Origin of the sequence: Streptomyces sp. NPDC018964 (genome assembly GCF_044390325.1) — a bacterium.
Classification (GTDB): Bacteria; Actinomycetota; Actinomycetes; order Streptomycetales; family Streptomycetaceae; genus Streptomyces.
In genome coordinates this window covers 1-17,197 of sequence record NZ_JBIRYZ010000035.1, presented here as the reverse complement: position 1 = coordinate 17,197, position 17,197 = coordinate 1, and the positions used below count along the sequence as shown (strand labels likewise).

General features: G+C 69.0%; 18 protein-coding genes and 1 pseudogene. 12 read left to right on the top strand and 7 right to left on the bottom strand.

The window, feature by feature from the left end:
• Positions 1–1,051: 1,051 nt before the first annotated feature.
• Complete coding sequence (locus ACH5AO_RS35030; protein ID WP_398931863.1) at positions 1,052–1,339, top strand: hypothetical protein; 288 nt, start codon at positions 1,052–1,054, stop codon at positions 1,337–1,339.
• A 27-nt stretch (positions 1,340–1,366) separates the two neighbouring features.
• On the opposite strand, the gene ACH5AO_RS35025 is transcribed toward ACH5AO_RS35030, so the two are convergent.
• The 4 genes from ACH5AO_RS35025 to ACH5AO_RS35010 all read right to left on the bottom strand — a co-directional run bounded on the left by ACH5AO_RS35025 (position 1,367) and on the right by ACH5AO_RS35010 (position 5,713).
• On the bottom strand, positions 1,367–1,528 hold the full coding sequence (locus ACH5AO_RS35025) for a hypothetical protein (protein ID WP_398931926.1): 162 nt from the start codon (positions 1,526–1,528) through the stop codon (positions 1,367–1,369).
• A 468-nt stretch (positions 1,529–1,996) separates the two neighbouring features.
• Positions 1,997–3,121, bottom strand: coding sequence for a ParB/RepB/Spo0J family partition protein (locus tag ACH5AO_RS35020; RefSeq protein WP_398931861.1), 1,125 nt, complete (start codon positions 3,119–3,121; stop codon positions 1,997–1,999).
• Positions 3,118–4,383 carry a ParA family protein gene (locus ACH5AO_RS35015; protein WP_398931859.1) on the bottom strand — a complete coding sequence of 422 codons (1,266 nt, stop codon included), beginning with the start codon at positions 4,381–4,383 and terminating at the stop codon, positions 3,118–3,120. Before ACH5AO_RS35015 ends, ACH5AO_RS35020 begins: the two co-directional genes overlap by 4 nt.
• A gap of 721 nt (positions 4,384–5,104) precedes the next feature.
• On the bottom strand, positions 5,105–5,713 hold the full coding sequence (locus ACH5AO_RS35010; RefSeq protein WP_398931857.1) for a TetR/AcrR family transcriptional regulator: 609 nt from the start codon (positions 5,711–5,713) through the stop codon (positions 5,105–5,107).
• A gap of 86 nt (positions 5,714–5,799) precedes the next feature.
• Between ACH5AO_RS35010 and ACH5AO_RS35005 the strand changes: the two genes are divergently transcribed.
• From ACH5AO_RS35005 to ACH5AO_RS34985, 5 genes are all read left to right on the top strand, one after another.
• On the top strand, positions 5,800–6,225 hold the full coding sequence (locus tag ACH5AO_RS35005; protein WP_398931855.1) for a nuclear transport factor 2 family protein: 426 nt from the start codon (positions 5,800–5,802) through the stop codon (positions 6,223–6,225).
• Positions 6,222–7,112, top strand: coding sequence for an NmrA family NAD(P)-binding protein (locus ACH5AO_RS35000; protein WP_398931853.1), 891 nt, complete (start codon positions 6,222–6,224; stop codon positions 7,110–7,112). Before ACH5AO_RS35005 ends, ACH5AO_RS35000 begins: the two co-directional genes overlap by 4 nt.
• Before the next feature lie 1,059 nt (positions 7,113–8,171).
• Complete coding sequence (locus ACH5AO_RS34995; RefSeq protein WP_398931851.1) at positions 8,172–8,873, top strand: hypothetical protein; 702 nt, start codon at positions 8,172–8,174, stop codon at positions 8,871–8,873.
• Positions 8,870–9,292, top strand: coding sequence for a MarR family transcriptional regulator (locus tag ACH5AO_RS34990; protein ID WP_398931849.1), 423 nt, complete (start codon positions 8,870–8,872; stop codon positions 9,290–9,292). The genes ACH5AO_RS34995 and ACH5AO_RS34990 overlap by 4 nt, the downstream gene beginning before the upstream one ends.
• A 315-nt stretch (positions 9,293–9,607) precedes the next feature.
• Positions 9,608–10,453, top strand: coding sequence for an endo alpha-1,4 polygalactosaminidase (locus ACH5AO_RS34985; RefSeq protein WP_398931847.1), 846 nt, complete (start codon positions 9,608–9,610; stop codon positions 10,451–10,453).
• Positions 10,454–10,699: 246 nt separating this feature from the next.
• On the opposite strand, the gene ACH5AO_RS34980 is transcribed toward ACH5AO_RS34985, so the two are convergent.
• From ACH5AO_RS34980 to ACH5AO_RS34970, 3 genes are all read right to left on the bottom strand, one after another.
• The gene (locus ACH5AO_RS34980) at positions 10,700–11,287 is read right to left on the bottom strand and encodes a sigma-70 family RNA polymerase sigma factor (protein ID WP_398931845.1); all 588 of its coding nucleotides are present in this window, start codon (positions 11,285–11,287) and stop codon (positions 10,700–10,702) included.
• A gap of 317 nt (positions 11,288–11,604) precedes the next feature.
• The gene (locus ACH5AO_RS34975; protein ID WP_398931843.1) at positions 11,605–12,165 is read right to left on the bottom strand and encodes a peroxiredoxin family protein; all 561 of its coding nucleotides are present in this window, start codon (positions 12,163–12,165) and stop codon (positions 11,605–11,607) included.
• 145 nt (positions 12,166–12,310) lie between these two features.
• Positions 12,311–12,907, bottom strand: a complete 597-nt coding sequence (locus tag ACH5AO_RS34970) for a MarR family winged helix-turn-helix transcriptional regulator (protein WP_398931840.1) — start codon at positions 12,905–12,907, stop codon at positions 12,311–12,313.
• A 90-nt stretch (positions 12,908–12,997) separates the two neighbouring features.
• On the opposite strand from ACH5AO_RS34970, the gene ACH5AO_RS34965 reads away from it, so the two are divergent.
• The 6 genes and pseudogenes from ACH5AO_RS34965 to ACH5AO_RS34940 all read left to right on the top strand — a co-directional run.
• Positions 12,998–14,221 carry an acyl-CoA dehydrogenase family protein gene (locus tag ACH5AO_RS34965; protein WP_398931839.1) on the top strand — a complete coding sequence of 408 codons (1,224 nt, stop codon included), beginning with the start codon at positions 12,998–13,000 and terminating at the stop codon, positions 14,219–14,221.
• Between the two features lie 281 nt (positions 14,222–14,502).
• Positions 14,503–15,300, top strand: coding sequence for an aldolase (locus ACH5AO_RS34960; protein ID WP_398931837.1), 798 nt, complete (start codon positions 14,503–14,505; stop codon positions 15,298–15,300).
• On the top strand, positions 15,300–16,214 hold the full coding sequence (locus ACH5AO_RS34955) for a dihydrodipicolinate synthase family protein (protein ID WP_398931835.1): 915 nt from the start codon (positions 15,300–15,302) through the stop codon (positions 16,212–16,214). Before ACH5AO_RS34960 ends, ACH5AO_RS34955 begins: the two co-directional genes overlap by 1 nt.
• Before the next feature lie 90 nt (positions 16,215–16,304).
• Positions 16,305–16,880: a flavin reductase family protein gene (locus tag ACH5AO_RS34950; protein WP_398931833.1), complete on the top strand. Its 576-nt coding sequence runs from the start codon at positions 16,305–16,307 to the stop codon at positions 16,878–16,880.
• Complete coding sequence (locus tag ACH5AO_RS34945) at positions 16,880–17,065, top strand: DUF2180 family protein (RefSeq protein WP_398931831.1); 186 nt, start codon at positions 16,880–16,882, stop codon at positions 17,063–17,065. The genes ACH5AO_RS34950 and ACH5AO_RS34945 overlap by 1 nt, the downstream gene beginning before the upstream one ends.
• Positions 17,062–17,197 (top strand): annotated as a pseudogene (locus ACH5AO_RS34940) (hydroxymethylbilane synthase); the annotation flags it as partial. The gene ACH5AO_RS34945 and the pseudogene ACH5AO_RS34940, both read left to right, overlap by 4 nt.

The following is a 17,197-nucleotide window of genomic DNA, read 5'->3' as shown; positions in this document are numbered from 1 at the left end:
TCCGAGACCTGGAGCCGGGGGGGCGGAGCTCAGGGACTGAAGGAGGGGACCGACCAGGGTCCCTCGCAGCCGCCTACCTGAAGAGCATTTCCGCAGGTCAGAGAGGCCAGATCCAGCCTGGAGGGACTGAAGGGACCGAGGGACCGGAGTTATAAGCCAGCTGGTACTTCTTGGTACTTCTTTCTCACACGCGCGCGCGTGTACGAATACATGAACATAGCTGGCTCATAATTAGAGCTTTGAGTCCCTTCGGTCCCTCCAGGTATCGCCATACCTGCTCTGACCTGCGGAAATCGGGGAGGGACTGAGGCTGCGTGAGTCCCGGCGCTCCACCATGAACAGTCCCTGCCGTTTCGTCCTGCCGGTCACTGCTCATGCCGGTGGACTTCGCCGGGGTCCTCAAGGCCGTGGCGTCCTGTGACGACTGCGTGGAAAACCTGCGGAGGCCCTCAGGGCGGGCGCCTTGGGTTGTCGTAGCCGCACGTGGCAGCCGTGCTTGAACAGGGGACGCGGTAGATGTCTGACAGGGGGTCGGGACCGGTCGACCAGCCGGCGCCCTCCACGGGCACGGAATCCCATAGGGCATCTCAGTTTTCCGCAAGGCCGTGATCAAGGACGTGGGAGCTGTCCGCGACGTGTTCATCGGCGGGACCGACATGAACACGTCGCGGCGCCGTAGGGCTACCGCTCACTGATGACGACCCCACCTCAGCCATGTACTTGGTGAAGGTCCGCGACACTTCTTCCTACGACATACGCGTCTGGCTCCAGCGGCGCTGTTTCGCGACGGGAAGATGCCGGAGGCGCAACTCGCCTCCGGGTGGGCGCCGGAGTCGGGGGTGCCTCTATGTCCTTCGTCAAGCGTGTGGGCAGCTTCTGCCCGGGGTTCGATCTTCTTCATGGGACATGAAACTGTCTTGTCGTGTCAGAGATGATGAGTGGGTTGAAGACGGCCTTGGCTGAGGCCTCGTCTCCCTCATGGACGCGACGTGTTCGTGCCGGGCGTGGCCTTGCTTCCTTCGCTGATGTTCCTGAAGCTGGGGAAACACTGGTGGGGCTGTTGCTGGACGTCGAAAACACGGCGGTGACCCGGCAGACGGCAGAGGCTCTCGCCCGGATGGGGACGGTGGCCGCCATCAGGCTCATCGCTCTCGCGTTTGCCGCGGCGGACGACAACCAGGCCGACTGGCTGCAGACCGGGGTGCACGACGCGCTCGTGGGACCGGGCGGCGCGCCGGACGTCACAGCGGCCTGCGGGGAGCTCGCCCGGGACCCGGAAGAAGCTGTCCGTCGGGGTGCCGCGGATATCGCGGCATGGGCAGAGGGCATAAAGCGTTGATCTGCGCCGGTCTGCCTGCGGCCGGGTTCACGCAGCTGTCGTCTGGGGGAGGCGTGATTCGTAGAAGGTGCCGTCGCGGAGCATTTTGTCGAAGACCTTCTTCCCGGCCGGGGCCAGGCCGTGGCCGGGGTGTGTGCTCTTGCCCACGTCCAAACCGAGGAAGACGCCCACGCTGCTGGTGTCGATCACCGTGACCCACTTGCTCGATACCGGTGCTGGCCTGGCTGTCGAGGCCGTTCTCGCGCATCCACGTTATGCAGACCTGCCACCCGGACACGACCGGGCATTGCGCCCGGCCATGCGGTAGTCGGACCTCTTGTCAGCGTCTCCGACGGCGCCTCTCGGACCCGGTGACACCACCCCCCAGGTCATCCGTTCGACAGGGGGGGAACAGTCATGCCGGGCCCGAAGGCCAGCGGCCCTCTTGCAGGACCGCGAAAAACATAACGGGGGTTCGGTGAGATGGGAGAGGAGCAGTTCTTCACCATCGAGGCCGGCCAGACCTTCGCTTACGAAGGTGAGCAGAGCGGTGTCTACTACTGGAACCGTACCGACGTCCGCGTCGCACCCGAGGAGTTCGTGTTCCTCGGATGCGGTTACCAGTCCGGTCCCTCAAAGCAAAAGAGGGACCGGGCCGGTCGCTTGCCGTGCCAGGGTTCAGCCGGTGTGGACAGTGTGGCTGTCCCTGTGCTTGATGAGGAGGTCCAGCATCTTGTTGAACTCCTCGGGCGGCATCTTGCGGATCAGGTGCTGCGCTGCGTAGACACCGTCGTCGTAGGGGAACCGCTTCGGCTGCTCTCCTGCACTGGCCGCCGCCGTGGGAGCGGTGGCCTGCACGGGAACGGATGGCGTGTCCTTCCCCGTTTCAGCGGCAGACGGATCTTGCTCCGTGGCTGTCGGCATGGAAGGCGCGCGTTGCTCTGTGGTGGCTGACTCCTCCGGCGCCGGGGACGGTTCGCCGTCGTCCGTGGTGCCGGTGATTACGCCGTAATCACCGGCAGGGTTGTTCTCCGCGTGTGCAGGCGTGTCGGCTGCCGGTTGTACCGCGTGCTTCGCGGAAGCGAGTGCCTTTTCTTCCTTTCGTTCTCTTTCTTCCTTCAGTTCTTGCAGAGCCGTTGCCTGGTGTTCCGCTGGTTTGTTGCCGACAGCTCGCAGTAGGTCGATGGGCTCCTCACCGATGCGGGCCTGAAGCTCGGGAGTGAGGTTGAGCAGGGCGAGACGCTGGGACACCCATCCCTGGGAACGGTGGAGACGCTTGGCGAGGGCCCGTTGGCTTCCGTGGATGGCCAGGAGCCGTTGGAGGGCGCGGGCTTCGTCGAGCTCTTCGAGGTTCTGCCGGTGGATGTTGGCGACGAGGGCGGACTCGAGGAGTTCCTCCGAGGTGGTGCCCTGGTCGTCACTGACCATCACCTTGATGCTGGTGAGGCCCGCCTCGCGTGCGGCGGCGAGGCGGCTGCTGCCGTCGATGACAACGTGGGTGCTGTCCGGTTCGAGGTCGGCTTCCCGGTCAGGGTTGGCTTTGACGTAGGCGTCGCGGTTCATGACCGTGATCGCCTGCTTCTGACCGTGGGTTTTCAGACTGCCGGCAAGGTCGGTGAGGTCCCCGAGTGTGGAGCGGGGGTTGTCCGGGTTGAGGCTGATGCGTTCGACGGGGAGTTCCGCCGGTGGGGCGACGCCTTCGGTGGGTACGCCGGTTGCGGCGGCGACGGCTTGGCGGCGTGCGCTGACGGAACGCACTGCCCCGCCGAACCGGCCGGCACCGAGCTGATCGGCCTTGCTCACAAGACCTCCCTGGCGAGCGCGCGCATGCCGACTGCCTGCTGTGACTTAGGGGCGTAGGACAGCAGGGGCTTCTTCACACGGACGGCTTCTTTCTGTTCCTTGAGGTCTCCGATGAGACCGACGACCCGCGGATCCTTTATGTCCACCCATCCCTGGAGGGACGAGGTGGCGATGTAGCCGCGGCGGGAGTCGTACAGGTTGACGACGATGCCGAGGTAGTCGATGTCGACCTGGAGGTCGCTGCGGAGGTCGTCGATCTGCGTGGTGAGCAGTTCGTATGCGTCGGCGGAGCTGTCTTCGGCCTGGACGACGATCAAGGCACCGGACTGCCCGGGGGTTTCTCCGTCGCGGCGGCGGCCGTAGTAGGCGGCGGCGTCCATGCTGAGGCCGAGGCTGGGCGGGCAGTCCACGATGATTACGTCGTAATCATCTTCGAGGGGGGCGAGAGCCCGCTCGAGTGCGGCTTCCCGGGCGCGTACCGCGGAGAGACGCACGTCGAGAAGGAACGCGTCGTTGCAGGCGGGCAGCAGGTGGAGTCGGCCGTCGAAGGTGTCGTCGTCGATGGAGACGATGAGGTCGCTCAGGTCGCCCTTCGGGTCGCCCGCCATGTGGTTGGTGAGGCTGTCGCCGTTCATGGGCAAGGGTGCCGCGCCGAGCTGATTGGTGAGGTGGCACTGAGGGTCGAAGTCGACGAGGAGCACGCGCATCCCGGGGCCGGGGAGGTTCTCGATGTCGAGTGGGTCGCCATCGGGCTCGGCCTCGTCGGGGTGGGCTTCGCTGGCGCGCAGTGCTTTGGTGAGGGCTTTGGCGACGCGAACGGGATGCAAGGTGTCGGGGTCTTCCGCCAGGGCCTCACCCAGGCCTGCGGTGACGGCGGTCTTGCCGACTCCGCCTTTCTGGTTGCAGACGATGACCCGGCGGGTGATGGAGGGCCGCTCGATGTCCGGGGCCGGGTGGATGTCGAGCCACAGCTGAACGGACTGGGCGAGGCCCTGGATGAGCGAGACGCGTCGGGCGGCAGCGATCTGCCGGAACTCTTCCCACTGGCCGGCGGGCAAGAAGGTGGCGAAAGAGTCGGCGCCGGCGGTGTCGACCGTCGCAGTGGCGGAAGCCAGATCGCACCAGGCGTTGATGCCCTCTTCCACGGCGGCCTGGATCTCGATGCCGTGCTGAGCAGCTCTGACTTTGAGGTTCTGCCGGAGCCATCCCGGCAGTTTGGAGACGACCTTCTCGCGGTCGCTGGAGGTGGCTGGTGAACTCATGCAAGACACCATACTAACGTCCATGATCAGAAGCGGCATCGACGCGTTAGTTAAGCCAAGTTGATGCGTGCCGGTGACCGCCCGGGTGATTACGGCGTAATCACCCGAGCCTGCCAACCGACCACGGATGCGCCGGTGATTACGGCGTAATCACCCCGGCCCGCCAACCGATCACGAGCGCCCAGGTGATTACGGCGTAATCACCTGGGCGTGCCAACTGATCACGGGTGCGTCGGTGATTACGGCGTAATCACCGACGGCGGCGAGTGAACCGCTCCGGCTCGCTGGAGATGGGCCTCCACGCTCACCACAACCTCGCCCTGGGGGCCACCGATACGGGTCAGTCCCATGCCGGGGATGCTGACAACGGCTCGTCGACACCCCTCGCCTGCGTACCGGACCGGGCGGAAGGCGGCGTCCACGGCCGCACGGGATCGAGCTTCTCATCGGCCCCGAGGACGGCCCCGCCCCGGTCCTTCCCACGGCGCGATCGCACGCCGAGGCGGTCGTGACGGACGCTCTGTCAGGGCGTTCGCCGTTGGTGGCGCGGGTTCGCGGCGGACCACGGGGCCGATGGGAGCACCCCGTTCGGGTCCGGGTGACGGCCGTCCCCGCCTGCGGTCCACCACCCGGTCAGGGGTGAACCGGTCAGGGCCGAGGCGTCGAACCGGCCGAGGACGACTGGTGGGCCGCACTGATCGAGGACCCACCCGGTCCCCGATCACTCCTCGGCGGTCCTCCCTTGCGGTGGGCCGGAGGCCAGGACGCCGGTGACGAAGTCCGCCAACTGTGCCCGCATTCTCTCCCGCGGAACATGCTCTTCTCCGGTCAGGTGCTCGACGAGGTCGGCTCGTGTGGCGGCGAGCAGGGCGTGGGCGGTGAAGTCGCTGTCGGTCCGGCCGGGGATCTGCTCCAGTACGGCTCGGAGCAGGCTGTGCCACCGCTCGTAGTGTTCCGCCCGGTACGGGCTGCTGCTCCCGGTTTCCTCCAGAGCCAGCGCGAGGCGCCGGTTGTCGAGTTTGAAGCACAGGACGGCGTCGAGCAGGGCGGGCACGCGATCTCGCGGTGGGGTCGTGGGCCCCAGAGGCGGTGGCCCGGTCTCGACGGCCTCCCTGATCGGTTCGAGCCGTGCCTCGTACAGGGCGCGGAGCAGTCCGGCGCGATCGCCGAAGGCCCGGAAGAGTGTGCCCTTGCCGACGCCGGCCGCCGCGGCGACGGCGGCCATGGTGACGTCCTCGGGGCTTTCGCAGCGGGCGAAAAGGGTGTCGGCGGCCTCGAGCACGGCCTTCCGGTTGCGGGCGGCGTCCTTGCGGGACCTGCGCTCCGGCATGCTGCTCCTCCATTTGCGAAGCGGACCCGTGGTCCGTATTGTCAAAGCGGACCCGAGGTCCGGATTCTGTGAACTGGAGGATACCCATGTCCGCACCGCCTTCCCCAACGGATCTGTACCGCCACAGCCTGCGGCTGCTGCTCGACAAGGACATTCCCGGGTGGGTCGACCTGTGGGCCGAGGACGGCCTCGCGGAGTTCCCCTTTGCCCCCGACGGCTGGCCCCGGCGTCTGGAGGGCAAGGAGGCCATCGCCGCCTACATGCGCCACTATCCCGACCACATCGATCTGCACGACTTCCCCGACCTGCGGATCCACCGGACCACCGATCCGGAGACCATCGTGGTCGAGATGCGCGGCGTCGGCCGCCTGGTGGAGAGCGACGCCCCCTTCGACATGACCTACATCGCCGTCGTGACCGTCCGGGACGGACGCATCACCTCCTACCGCGACTACTGGAACCCCCTCGCCCTCCAGGAGCCCGGCGCCGACTTCACCGGGAGCAGCCGATGACCACTGTCGGCACCACTCTGGTCATCGGCGCCACCGGCACCACCGGCAGCCGCACCACCGCACAGCTGACGGCCGCGGGCCACCGCGTCAAAGCCGCCGGCCGCCGGGCCGTTCCGGTCGCCGGCGCCGAGCCCATCCCCTTCGACTGGTACGACTCCGCCACCCACACGGCCGCCCTCGACGGCGTCGACCGCGTCTACCTCGTACCGCCCGTGGGCGATTCCGACCCTGCGGCGACCATGCTGCCGTTCCTGCGTCGGGCCCGCACCGCCGGTGTGCACCGCGCGGTGCTGTTGAGCTCCTCGGCCGTCCCTGAGGGCGGCCCCGCGGTGGGAACGGTGCATCAGGCCCTGCCCGATCTGTTCGAACAGTGGGCGGTACTGCGGCCCTCGTGGTTCATGCAGAACTTCACCGGCACGCACGCGCACGCCCGTAGCATCCGCGACGAGGGCATCATCTGGACCGCCACCGGAAGCGGCCGGGTCGGCTTCGTCGACGCCGACGACATCGCGGCCGTGGCCGTCCGCGCGCTGACCGATGAGCAAGCCCCCAACACCGATCTCGTCCTCACCGGACCCGAGGCACTCGGCTACGACGACATCGCCGCGATCATCACCGAGCTCACCGGTCGGACCGTGGTCCACCGCCGTCTGTCCTACGAGCAGATGCGCGATCGCCTCTCGACGCAGATGCCGGAAGAGTTCGCCGCGCTACTGGCCGGTATGGACCGTGCCATCGCCGGAGGGGCGGAGGACCGCACCACCGACACCGTCCAGCGCCTCACCGGTCGGCCCCCGCGCACCTTCCGGGCCTCCTTGATGAGGAGTCGTGAGGCGGCAGCCGATGTCCCAGGACGATCAGCGGTTCCGGTCCGGGACCCTGCCTGACCCCGGCCTGGCCGTCCGTGAGGCTCGGACGTCGGTGAAGTCGTCGCAACCGCCTTCCAGATGACCTCCGGCGACCATGACGGCCTCCGGACGCCTGGCTGTCCACCGCCAGGCGTCCGGAGGCCGAAGCCCGTGCGGGCCACCCCGTCAGCACAGAGGACGGGCTGCTGTGGGCCACCCCTCGTGGGAACGAGATGGAGTACGGAAGGCACACCCGGGCCTGGAGGATCCTGAACCGTCGGTCGGCGATCTCAGGAGCGCCTTCCGCCACGCCCGTTGTCGCCCCCGGCCTACGGGATCGCCGTCCCGCCTCGTAGTCGACCCACCGTCACCTGATGCGCAGGATCCCCACTGCCCGAGGGCTTTCGCATCACCTCCGCCCGTCGACATGCCGAGCCACGGAAGAGCACCTCGGATGCCCGGCACTTGAGATGCGGCGTGCGGAGGTGCAGCAGCCGCACGGCCCCCCCGGGCCGTGCGGCGGAACCCGGGTCCTACCCCAGCCACGCCATGCCGCTGCTTGTTCGTCACGGCCGGCACCACCCGAGACTCAGAGCCGTTGGTGCCGCCTACGGTCCGCGGTCGGCCTACGGAGCCGCACGCGAAGCCACCTCAGCCACGACGGGGTCCGGTCCGCACGTTCCCACACGACCTAGATAGGGAGAGAGGCAGCGTTCTTGCTGGTCACAGCGTTGAAGGTGGGGTGCTTGTGTCACCTCAGGAGTGACATTCGGGCTTCTGAATGTCACTCCTGAGTAGACATAACTCCCCGGAAAGGTCAGCATTCCTGACCTGGAAGCTCTTAAAAGGTCAGCATTACTGACCTTTCTCCGCCGGATGGTCAGCATTGCTGACTTCCGTGCCGAGGGTCTGCCCGTCCCGGACACTCCAGAGCTGCCCAGCGCACAGGAGTCGATGCAGGGGTCATGCAGGAGATGTGTCACTCCTAGGGGTGACACAAGACTGCGGAAGGTCGGCATTGCTGACCTTGAGGTCAGAACTGCTGACCTTCTGCTACGTTGCACATGCCCGGGATCTTGGAAATATGGAGTGTTGCTCGTGTCCGAGTCGCAGCGCCGTCGACATGTCGCCAGGCCCGCGCCGAACCCAGGCCTGGCACCCGACGACCCGCTGCGGGCATTCGGAGAGCGACTGCGGAAGATCGACGGCCTGGACGAGCTGGCCCGGTCCTATCCGGGCCGCGAGATCACCGTGGGACGCCAGCGTCAGCAACTGGAGTTCTTCTCCACCTCCGAGCGTCCCAACGCCTTCGCCATGGTGGCGCTGGAGTTCTTCCTGGTGATCGCCCAGTACTACCGCGAGGCGCTGCCGCTGCGGCTCATCCTGTTGCTGATCGCGGGGCAGCGCGCCGGTGGGCGGATCCCGCTCACGCAGGAGGACATGGCGCACATTCTGGATGTTCCCCGCCAGAAGGTGAACGAGTCCCTGCGGGAGGTCATGGGCCACGGGATCGTGATCAAGCGCTCGCGCGGGGTCTACCAGTTCAATCCGCCGTACTCCTACGTCGCGGCTGAACTGGTCAGGCTCTCCGACGGCAGTACAGAGTATGTTCAAGTCGACCAAGCCGACGCCTTGGCGGAACTGCGGGCCGCCGCGCTTCCGGATCTCGTCCGATTTCCCTCGCTGAAGCACATGCGGGAGGCGATCGAGGAGTTCCGCGAGGAGCGCGCCCGCAAACGCCGGGAGCGCCGGGAGCGGTTCGCGGCGATGAAGACACAGAAGGAGGAGGACGATCGGTGAGCAGGGGACTTTTGGTCACACCGGTCAACGCGGAAGGGGTCGTCGCGGCCCTGGATCTGCCGGGGCCGGCCTATCGGGTCCTGTTCACTCTGCGCTCGCGCAGCGAGCCCGGCGGACGTGTGGAGATGGGACAGAGCCAGATCGCCGAGTTGCTCAGCCTGAGCCGGCCCAGCGTCACCTCCGGCCTCCGGGAGCTGATCCTCGCTCGGCTGGTGAGGAAGCAGCGCAACGGTGTCTACCGCATCAACGCGATGCTCGCCGCCTACGAGACACCGGCCGATGCCCGGGCCGCCATCGAGGCGATGGACGCGGCGGACCGGCTGGACGACCCGTACTTCGTGGCGCGCTACCACCAGGCGGTCGAGGACTACCGTGAGCAACTGGCCCGCGAACGCCGCAAGAAGCTGCACGTCGCATGAGTACGCACCACCGGTGACGGACGCACGGCCGGTCGCGCCCTCCTCGGCTCGACCGCCGAAGTCGTCCCGACGGGCTCTGTGCGAGGAGCGGTGCCCGCCGGGGCGGCAGACACGGCACTCCTTCGCTTGCAGGCGCTGCACGGCCTGTGAGCACGTACTTCGCAGGGGAGCCGGGGGCCGGTGCCAAGCTTTCGACAAGGCTTGCGTTGCGGGTTCGCCAAGATCGTTCCTAGGGTGGGCGCAGTACGCCTTGTCGGGGGCACCGTGGCTCTCCGCCCCTCACTGTCATGACACAAGCCCATGAAGGAGTCACCCATGCGCTCCCACCGCCGTACTCGTACGGGAACGGTCGTTGTCGGACTTGCCGTCGCCGCGGCCTGCGGCACGGTCGCGGCCCTGCTGGGCCCGTTCCGGTCCGAAGCCGCTCCGGCCGTCACCCTCCCACCGGTGAACGCGCCCTTCGACTACCAGATAGGCGGCCCCTACCAACCGGCCGACGACGTGGAGGTCGTCACCCGCGACGTCAAGGAGTCCATCGTCGAGGACCTGTACAACATCTGCTACGTCAATGCCTTCCAGACCCAGGAGGAGGGTGATGTCGGTGGTCCGCAGGACTGGGACCAGGACCTCCTGCTGACCGACGAGGACGGCGTCGTGGTGATCGACCCCGACTGGGACGAGGTGATCCTCGACATCAGCGAGGACGGCAAGCGCGAGCGGATCGCGGAAGAGATCAACAAGCAGATCGACGTGTGCGACGAGAAGGGCTTCGACGCGGTCGAGTTGGACAACTACGACACCTACGACCGTGACGTCGTCAACGGCGCCATCACGGCCGGCGACGCACAGGCCTACATCCGCCTGCTGTCGTCGCACGCGCACAGCAAGGGACTGGCCGTCGGCCAGAAGAACACGGTCGAACTGGCCGACCGGCACGAGCGCAACGGCCTCGACTTCGCCATCGCCGAGCAGTGCGGCGACCCGCGGTGGAACGAGTGCGGCCAGTACGTCTCGGCCTTCGGCGACCACGCCATCTTCATCGAGTACTCGGACGAGGGCCTGCGCAATGCCTGCGCCTACGGGGACCGGGTGAGCGTGGTCAGGCGTGATGTCGAGGTGTCCGAGCCCGGCAGCGAGACGTACGTCCGGGAGACCTGCTGACACCACGGGAGACGATGCGGTCCCGGCAGGCGCGGTCGCGCACCTGCCGGGACCGTGCCACGTGTGGGACGGGGGTGCTCACACGTGGCGGTACATCAGGACGGGGCCGATACCACCGGGGGTCGTGGTCAACTCCGCCGGTTTCCAGCGGGATTGTGGCGTATTCGTCCACACTGGCTCAACGGTGGGGGACGGCATCCGGTTCACCTGCCGCACCGGGCGGTGTCCGGTTGTCCGCCGCCGGGCTCATTCGTCGCCGTGCACGCCCCGTGCCCGAAGGGCCTCGCGCAGGGCCCGCATCGCGTAGAAGGCGCGGCTCTTGACCGTCCCCGGCGGGACGCCGAGGTGCTCCGCGGTCCGGGCGACACCGCACTCGAGGTAATACATGAGCCTGATCACGGTCCGCTGCTGCTCGTTCAGGTCCTGCAGCGCGTCGAGCACCAGGTGGAGGGTGAGCTGATGGTCCGGGCTCTCCGCGGCGACGTCGAGCTCTTCGAGCGGTACCAGCTGCAACGGGCGCAGGCGCCGGGCGCGGTGGTGGTCGATAGCCAGGTTCCTGATCACGGTGAACAGCCACGGGCGCAGCCCTTCCCCCCGGGTCTGCAGGAACGCGGCGTGCTTCCAGGCGCGGGCCGCCGTTTCCTGGAGGATGTCCTCGGCCTTGTGCCAGTCGCCGTCGAGCAATCGTGCCGCGTAGCGCTGCAGCTCGGATCCGTACTGGTCGTAGATGGCGCGGACGAAGCCGTCGCGGTCGCAGTGCGCTGCGGCGGAGTGCGCTGGGGGAATTCGGCCGGGAGCAGGAGGGAGACACCCGGTCTCCGTGGTCCCCGTCATGAGTGGTGCCCAATCGTGTTCCGGCGGTGCTGTGGCGTGCCCTCCTGAGGATCGAGGGCACGCTCGATCCTCTCCGGAAGCCCTTGGCTGGAGGTTGTCGTTTTCTTGGCGACCGACGGGCGACCGACGGGTGACGGGTGCGGCCCGGCGAAGTCGCCGCGGCCGCGTACGCCTGGAGCGGCCAGGGAGTCCACGGCCCGCCGGAGACCGGCGGGGCGGCCGCGCGGCAGGGGCCGGCCGCCCGGAGGGAGTTGTGCCTCCGGGCCTTGCTCACCGCCCCGGGGGGACGGACGTCCGGCTGAAGCCCCGAAGGGATGTCAGCTGCACTCCCCGCCCACCGTGCACACCCCGGCCCTGTCCTCGTCGGCGGTCTCGGCCGGGGCCGGGACCACGTCCCGCTCCTCGAGGAGGGTGGCGATCGAGGCGCCGAGCACCAGGTCCTCGACGGCACCGAAACGCTGCATGCGCAGCCTTCCCTCCCGGTCGATCAGGACGGTGGTCGGAGTTCCCTGCATGGCGTACCGGGCGAAGGTGAGCGGTGTCGGATCGTCCTCGGCGTGCCGGTCGACGGCGACGGGGAACGTCACGCGGTACTCCGAGAGGAACGCCTCCAGCGCCACGGGTGTCATCGCGGCGTGGTGCTCGAAGACCGAATGCAGTCCGACGACCTGGACGTCGGCCCCGGCGAAGGCCGATTCCACGCGCTGCGCCTGCGGGATCCCGTGTGCGACGCATCCGGGACACAGCATCTGGAAGGCCTCCAGGAGGACGACCTTGCCGCGCAGTCGCTCCAGGTCCAGCGCGTCGGAGTTGAGCCACTGGCTGACGTCCCAGTCGGGAGCGGCGCGGTGCACCTGCGTGGCGCGAGAAGTGGACATGTCTCCTCTTTCGTCGTCGGGCACCGGCCGGGACGGCACCCGACGGCGCTGCGGTACTCCCAAAGTGTATAGGACTCCTAATTAATTGGGGCGGGGTGTGGGTGAACCGTGCGTGCCCCGCGGCGCCGGGTGCCGGTGCGGCCGCTCAGGCCTCGCGGTGGTCGGGGCAGTCCAGGCGCAGTTCGGCGTCGCCGATGGGGTTGTCCACGAACGCGCAGTGATGCGGCCTGTCGCTGCCGGGGTGGGTGTCGGGGCGGAAGAACTGGCAGGTCAGGCACATTCTCGACAGGGGAATGGCCTTGCGGTCCTGCAGTGACCTGATCATGGTGCTCGTGCCGCGCAGCATGGCGGCGAGGTCCTCCCGCGCCAGGGTCGCCATCGCGTCGTCGAAGTCCTCCGGTACGCGCGCCAGTCGTCTCGCCTCCGTGTGCCCGTCCTGCGTCAGGGTCAGCGAGACCGCCCGGGCGTCGGACGGGTCGCGGTGGCGGTCGACGAGCCCCTTGGTCGTCAGTGTCTTCACCGCGTCGCTGATCGTCGGGGGCGAGGAGGCGAGGGCGCGGGTGAGGTCGCTCAGTCGTCGCGGCCGTGGATCTCCCGCCAGCAGCGTGACGATGTCCGCCTGCAGCGGGGAGAGCCGGTAGGGACCCGCGTTGCGGTAGCTGTTGATGCGCAGGGCCTGGCCGAGTCGGATGAGTCCCACCAGTAGCTGCTCATGGGCCGGTGTGCCTGGAAGGTCTGTCACGTGCGGTCTCCGGTCGGTGGTCGGAATGGTAATAATAGGCACTGCCAAATTAAGTTGGCAGTGCCACATGGTGCTGGCACTCGAATGGACATGAACGAGTATCGATGGGAATGGCCGGTGGACGACGACAACGTGTTGGCCGAGGCGGCGGACGGCGTGTGGAGCGGTTTCGAAGGACTGCGCCGTGCCGCGCTGCGCGGCCGCGAGTCGGCCGGCTCCCTGGCGGGGGCGGGTGACGAGCGGCGGGCGCTGGACGCGGCCCTCGTCCGGGAACTGGCCGGGGCCGGACTGCTGCGTACCGGGGTGTCGCGCTCGGTCGGTGGAGTGCAGGCGCCTCCCGCGGTGATGCTGCGGACCGCCGAGTCGATCGCGCGGGGCGACGCCTCCGCGGGCTGGTTCGTCTCCATCGCGATGACGTCGAGCCTTCTGAGCGCCTACTTGCCTCCGGAAGGCGCCGAGGAGGTCTTCGGCGATCCGCGGTCGACGGCGGTGGGGGTGTGGTCACCCACCGCCCGGGCCAGGGCTGTCGAGGGCGGCGTCGTGGTGTCGGGGCGCTGGACGTTCTGCAGTGGTGTCTCCCACGCGGACTGGCTGTTCGCCGGGTGCGTGCGGGAAACGGCGGACGGAGGGGCGGACGCCGCCGGACCGGATCTGCGGGTCGTGGCGGTACCCACCTCGCAACTGTCCGTCCTGGACACCTGGAACACCATCGGGATGCGGGCCACGGGCAGCCACGACTGCGAGGCCGACGAGGTGTTCGTTCCCGACCGTCGTGTTCTGTCGGTCGTGGACGGCCCTCCGGCCGGAGCGGACGCGCTGTACCGGTTCCCGCTGTTCGGTTTCTTCGCCGCGGCGGTGGCGGCCGCCGCACTGGGCAACGCCCGTGGCGCCGTCGACGACCTGCGGGCGCTGGCCACCGCCAAGAAGCCCTTCGGGTCGAGCCGTTCGCTTGCCGAGCGGACCGGGACCCAGACCGCCGTGGCCCGGGCGGAGGCCTCCCTCAGGGCCGCCCGTCTGCTGTTCTACCGCTCGGTCGACGACGCCTGGCGGGCCGCGCGGGAAGGTGTGCCCGTACCGGACGCGGTGCGGGTGGACCTGCGCCTGGCCGCGGTCCACGCCGCACGCACCGCCGCCGAGGTGACCGCGTCGATGCATGGGCTCGGCGGCGGATCGGCCATCTACGAGACGTCCCCCCTCCAGCGCCGTTTCAGGGACGCGCACACGATGACCGCCCACGCGCAGATCAGGTCGGCCATGGACGAGGTGACGGGGAAATTCCTGCTCGGCCTGCCCGTTCGGACCGAGCTGCTGTGAAGTGCCGGGCTTTTCCGCGCGGCACCGCATTCCTCCGTGAAGTGCCGGACCGGTGACGGCGGTGCCGGGCGGGGATCCCCACCGTTCCGCCCGGCCGTCCCCACCGTTCCGCCCGGCCGTCGCCTCCGTGTCGGCCCGTGCGGGAGCCGACGCGGTGGGCCCGGTCTTGCGTGAGGACACAAGGTGTCCTATGGTGAACATGGTTTCCTTCCCGTGTTGTTCCACGCAGCACACCGGACACGGGGTCCGCGACAGACCGGGCCTCGGAACTGGAGCAGACAATGGCAAGCACCCTGCACGACTCGAAGGACGTCCTCGTCGACCGGGCCAAGCGGCAGATGGGTGACGTCTTCGGCGACTCGAAGCTCACCACGCGGCAGAAGCTGGCCCTGACGTGCCGCATCGCCTTCGACGGCGGGCACGACTCGGGGCTCGCCGGGCAGATCAGCGCCCGCGGGCAGGAGTCCGGCACCTACTACACCCAGCGCCTGGGCCTCGGCTTCGACGAGATCACCGAGGACAACCTGCTGCTGGTGGACGAGGACCTGAACGTCCTGGAGGGGGAGGGCATGGCCAACCCCGCCAACCGCTTCCACTCCTGGATCTACCGGGCCCGGCCGGACGTCAACTGCATCGTCCACACGCACTCGCTGCACACCGCCGCGCTCGCCATGCTGGAAGTCCCGCTCGTCATCTCCCAGATGGACACCACGCCCCTGTACGACGACTGCGCCTTCCTCAAGACGTGGCCGGGCGTCCCCGTGGGCAACGAGGAGGGCGAGATCATCGCGGGCGCCCTCGGTGACAAGCGCGCCATCCTCCTGGCCCACCACGGCCAGCTGGTGACCGGAGCCACCGTCGAGGAGGCCTGCAACCTGGCGATGCTCATCGAGCGCGCAGCGCGCCTGCAGCTCCTCGCCATGGCGGCGGGCACCCTGCAGCCGCTGGACCCGGAGCTGGCGCGTGAGGCCCACGACTGGACCTCCACCGACCGCCGCAACAAGGCGAACTTCGCCTACTACGCGCGCAAGGCCCTGCGCAACCACCCCGACTGCGTCTCGGGCAAGGTGGAACTCTGATGGCGCACCCGCCGCTGAAGGGCATCATCTCCTACCCCGTCACGCCCTTCGACACGGTCACCGGCGAGGTCGACCTCGGCGCGCTGGGCCGGCTCACCGAGGACCTGGTGGTCGCGGGCAGTCACGCCGTCGCCCCGCTGGGCAGCACCGGTGAGAGCGCCTACCTCCGCGAGGTCGAGTGGGACGCGGTCTGCGAGACCACCCTGCAGACCGTCGCGGGGAGGGTTCCCACCCTGGTCGGCGTCTCGCACTGGAGCACGGAGGGCACGGTCCGCCGGGCCCGGGTGGCGGCCCGCAACGGAGCCACCGCGATCATGGTGCTGCCGCAGGTGTACTGGCAGCTGACGGAGGCGGAACTCGAGCGGCACTACGCCGCGGTGGCGGCGGCCACCGACCTGCCGATGATGCTCTACAACAACCCCGGCACCAGCGGCGTGGACCTGAAGCCGGAGACCGTGGTCGCGCTCGCGCGCAGGATCCCGAACCTGACCATGGTCAAGGAGAGCTCCGGCGACGTCGCACGCTTCCGCTCCCTGCGCGAACTGTCCGACGGGGCGCTGTCGGTCTACAACGGCAACAACCCGGTCGCGCTCGACGCCTTCCGCTCCGGCGCCGCCGGCTGGTGCACCGCGGCGCCCTGCCTCGTGCCGCGGTGGGCCCTGGAGCTGTACGCCGCGGCGACCGGCGGGGACGACGCGCGGGCCGATGCCCTCCTCGCCGAACTGCTGCCGTTCCTGCGGTTCATCGTCGGCCACGGCCTGCCGCGGGCCGTCAAGGCGGGACTGCGGCTCCAGGACCGCGGGGCCGGTCACCCGCGGACGCCGCTGCTGCCCCTGCCGGACAAGGAGACCGAGCAGCTCCAGGAGATGCTCGACCACCTGTCGGCGCACCCCCTCGTGAACAGCGCGGCCTGAGGAGTGACGGCCGCCCCCTGTGAGAGGGCCCTGACCTCTCTCACGGGGGGCCTCGTCCACGGCATGCCAGGTCGCTGGCGGAGGAACACCATGTATCGGACCGTCATGTCGTCCCGGGACGGCACGCACCCCACCAAGGCGGCCCTCCTGCGCCGTACCCTGCGGCGCCACGCGGCCGGGGTCACCGTCATCACCGTGCCGGGGCCCGCCGGCTTCACCGCGACGTCCTTCTGCTCCGTTTCGCTGGACCCCGCGCTGGTCTCCTTCTGCGTGGCGGCCCGGGCCTCCGTCGCACCCGCCGTGGAGCGGGCCGACCGCTTCGCCGTCCACCTGCTGGGCGCGGACGACGCCGGGCTGGCGGACCGGTTCGCGCGCAGCGGCGCCGACCGGTTCGCCGGGACGGCCAGTCTGCTGGAGCACGACGGACTGCCCATCCTGCCGGCCGTGCCGGCCTGGCTCAGCGCACGCGTCGTCGCCCGGTACCCCGCCGGGGACCACGTCCTGGTCATCGGTGAGGTCGACGCCGGCGGGACACGGGAGGAAGCCCCCGCGCTGGTACGCCACGACGGCGGCTACGCCGCACCCACGCGACTCCCGCACCCACGCGGCTCCCGCCCGCCCGCACCGGCCGGTGAGGCGCCTTCCACCCCGCTCGAGGAGTACTGATGCAGTGTCTGGATTGCCGTCGGCAGGACGCGGCCACGACGGCCGTCGGCGTCTGCCTCGCCTGCGGCGCCGCCGTCTGCGACGCACACGCACACATCACGGCCGACGGCAGGCAGGGACCCCTGTCGGGCGCCCCGCGCCGCTTCACCCGGACGGTGCGCTGCCACACGTGCGGGCCGGCATGACGGGGAGGGCACTGAGGCTGGGGACGCGGCGCAGCAGGCTCGCCATGGCCCAGTCCGGGCAGGTGGCGGAAGCCGTGAGCCAGGTGACCGGACGGCCCGTCGAGCTCGTCGAGATCACCACGTACGGTGACG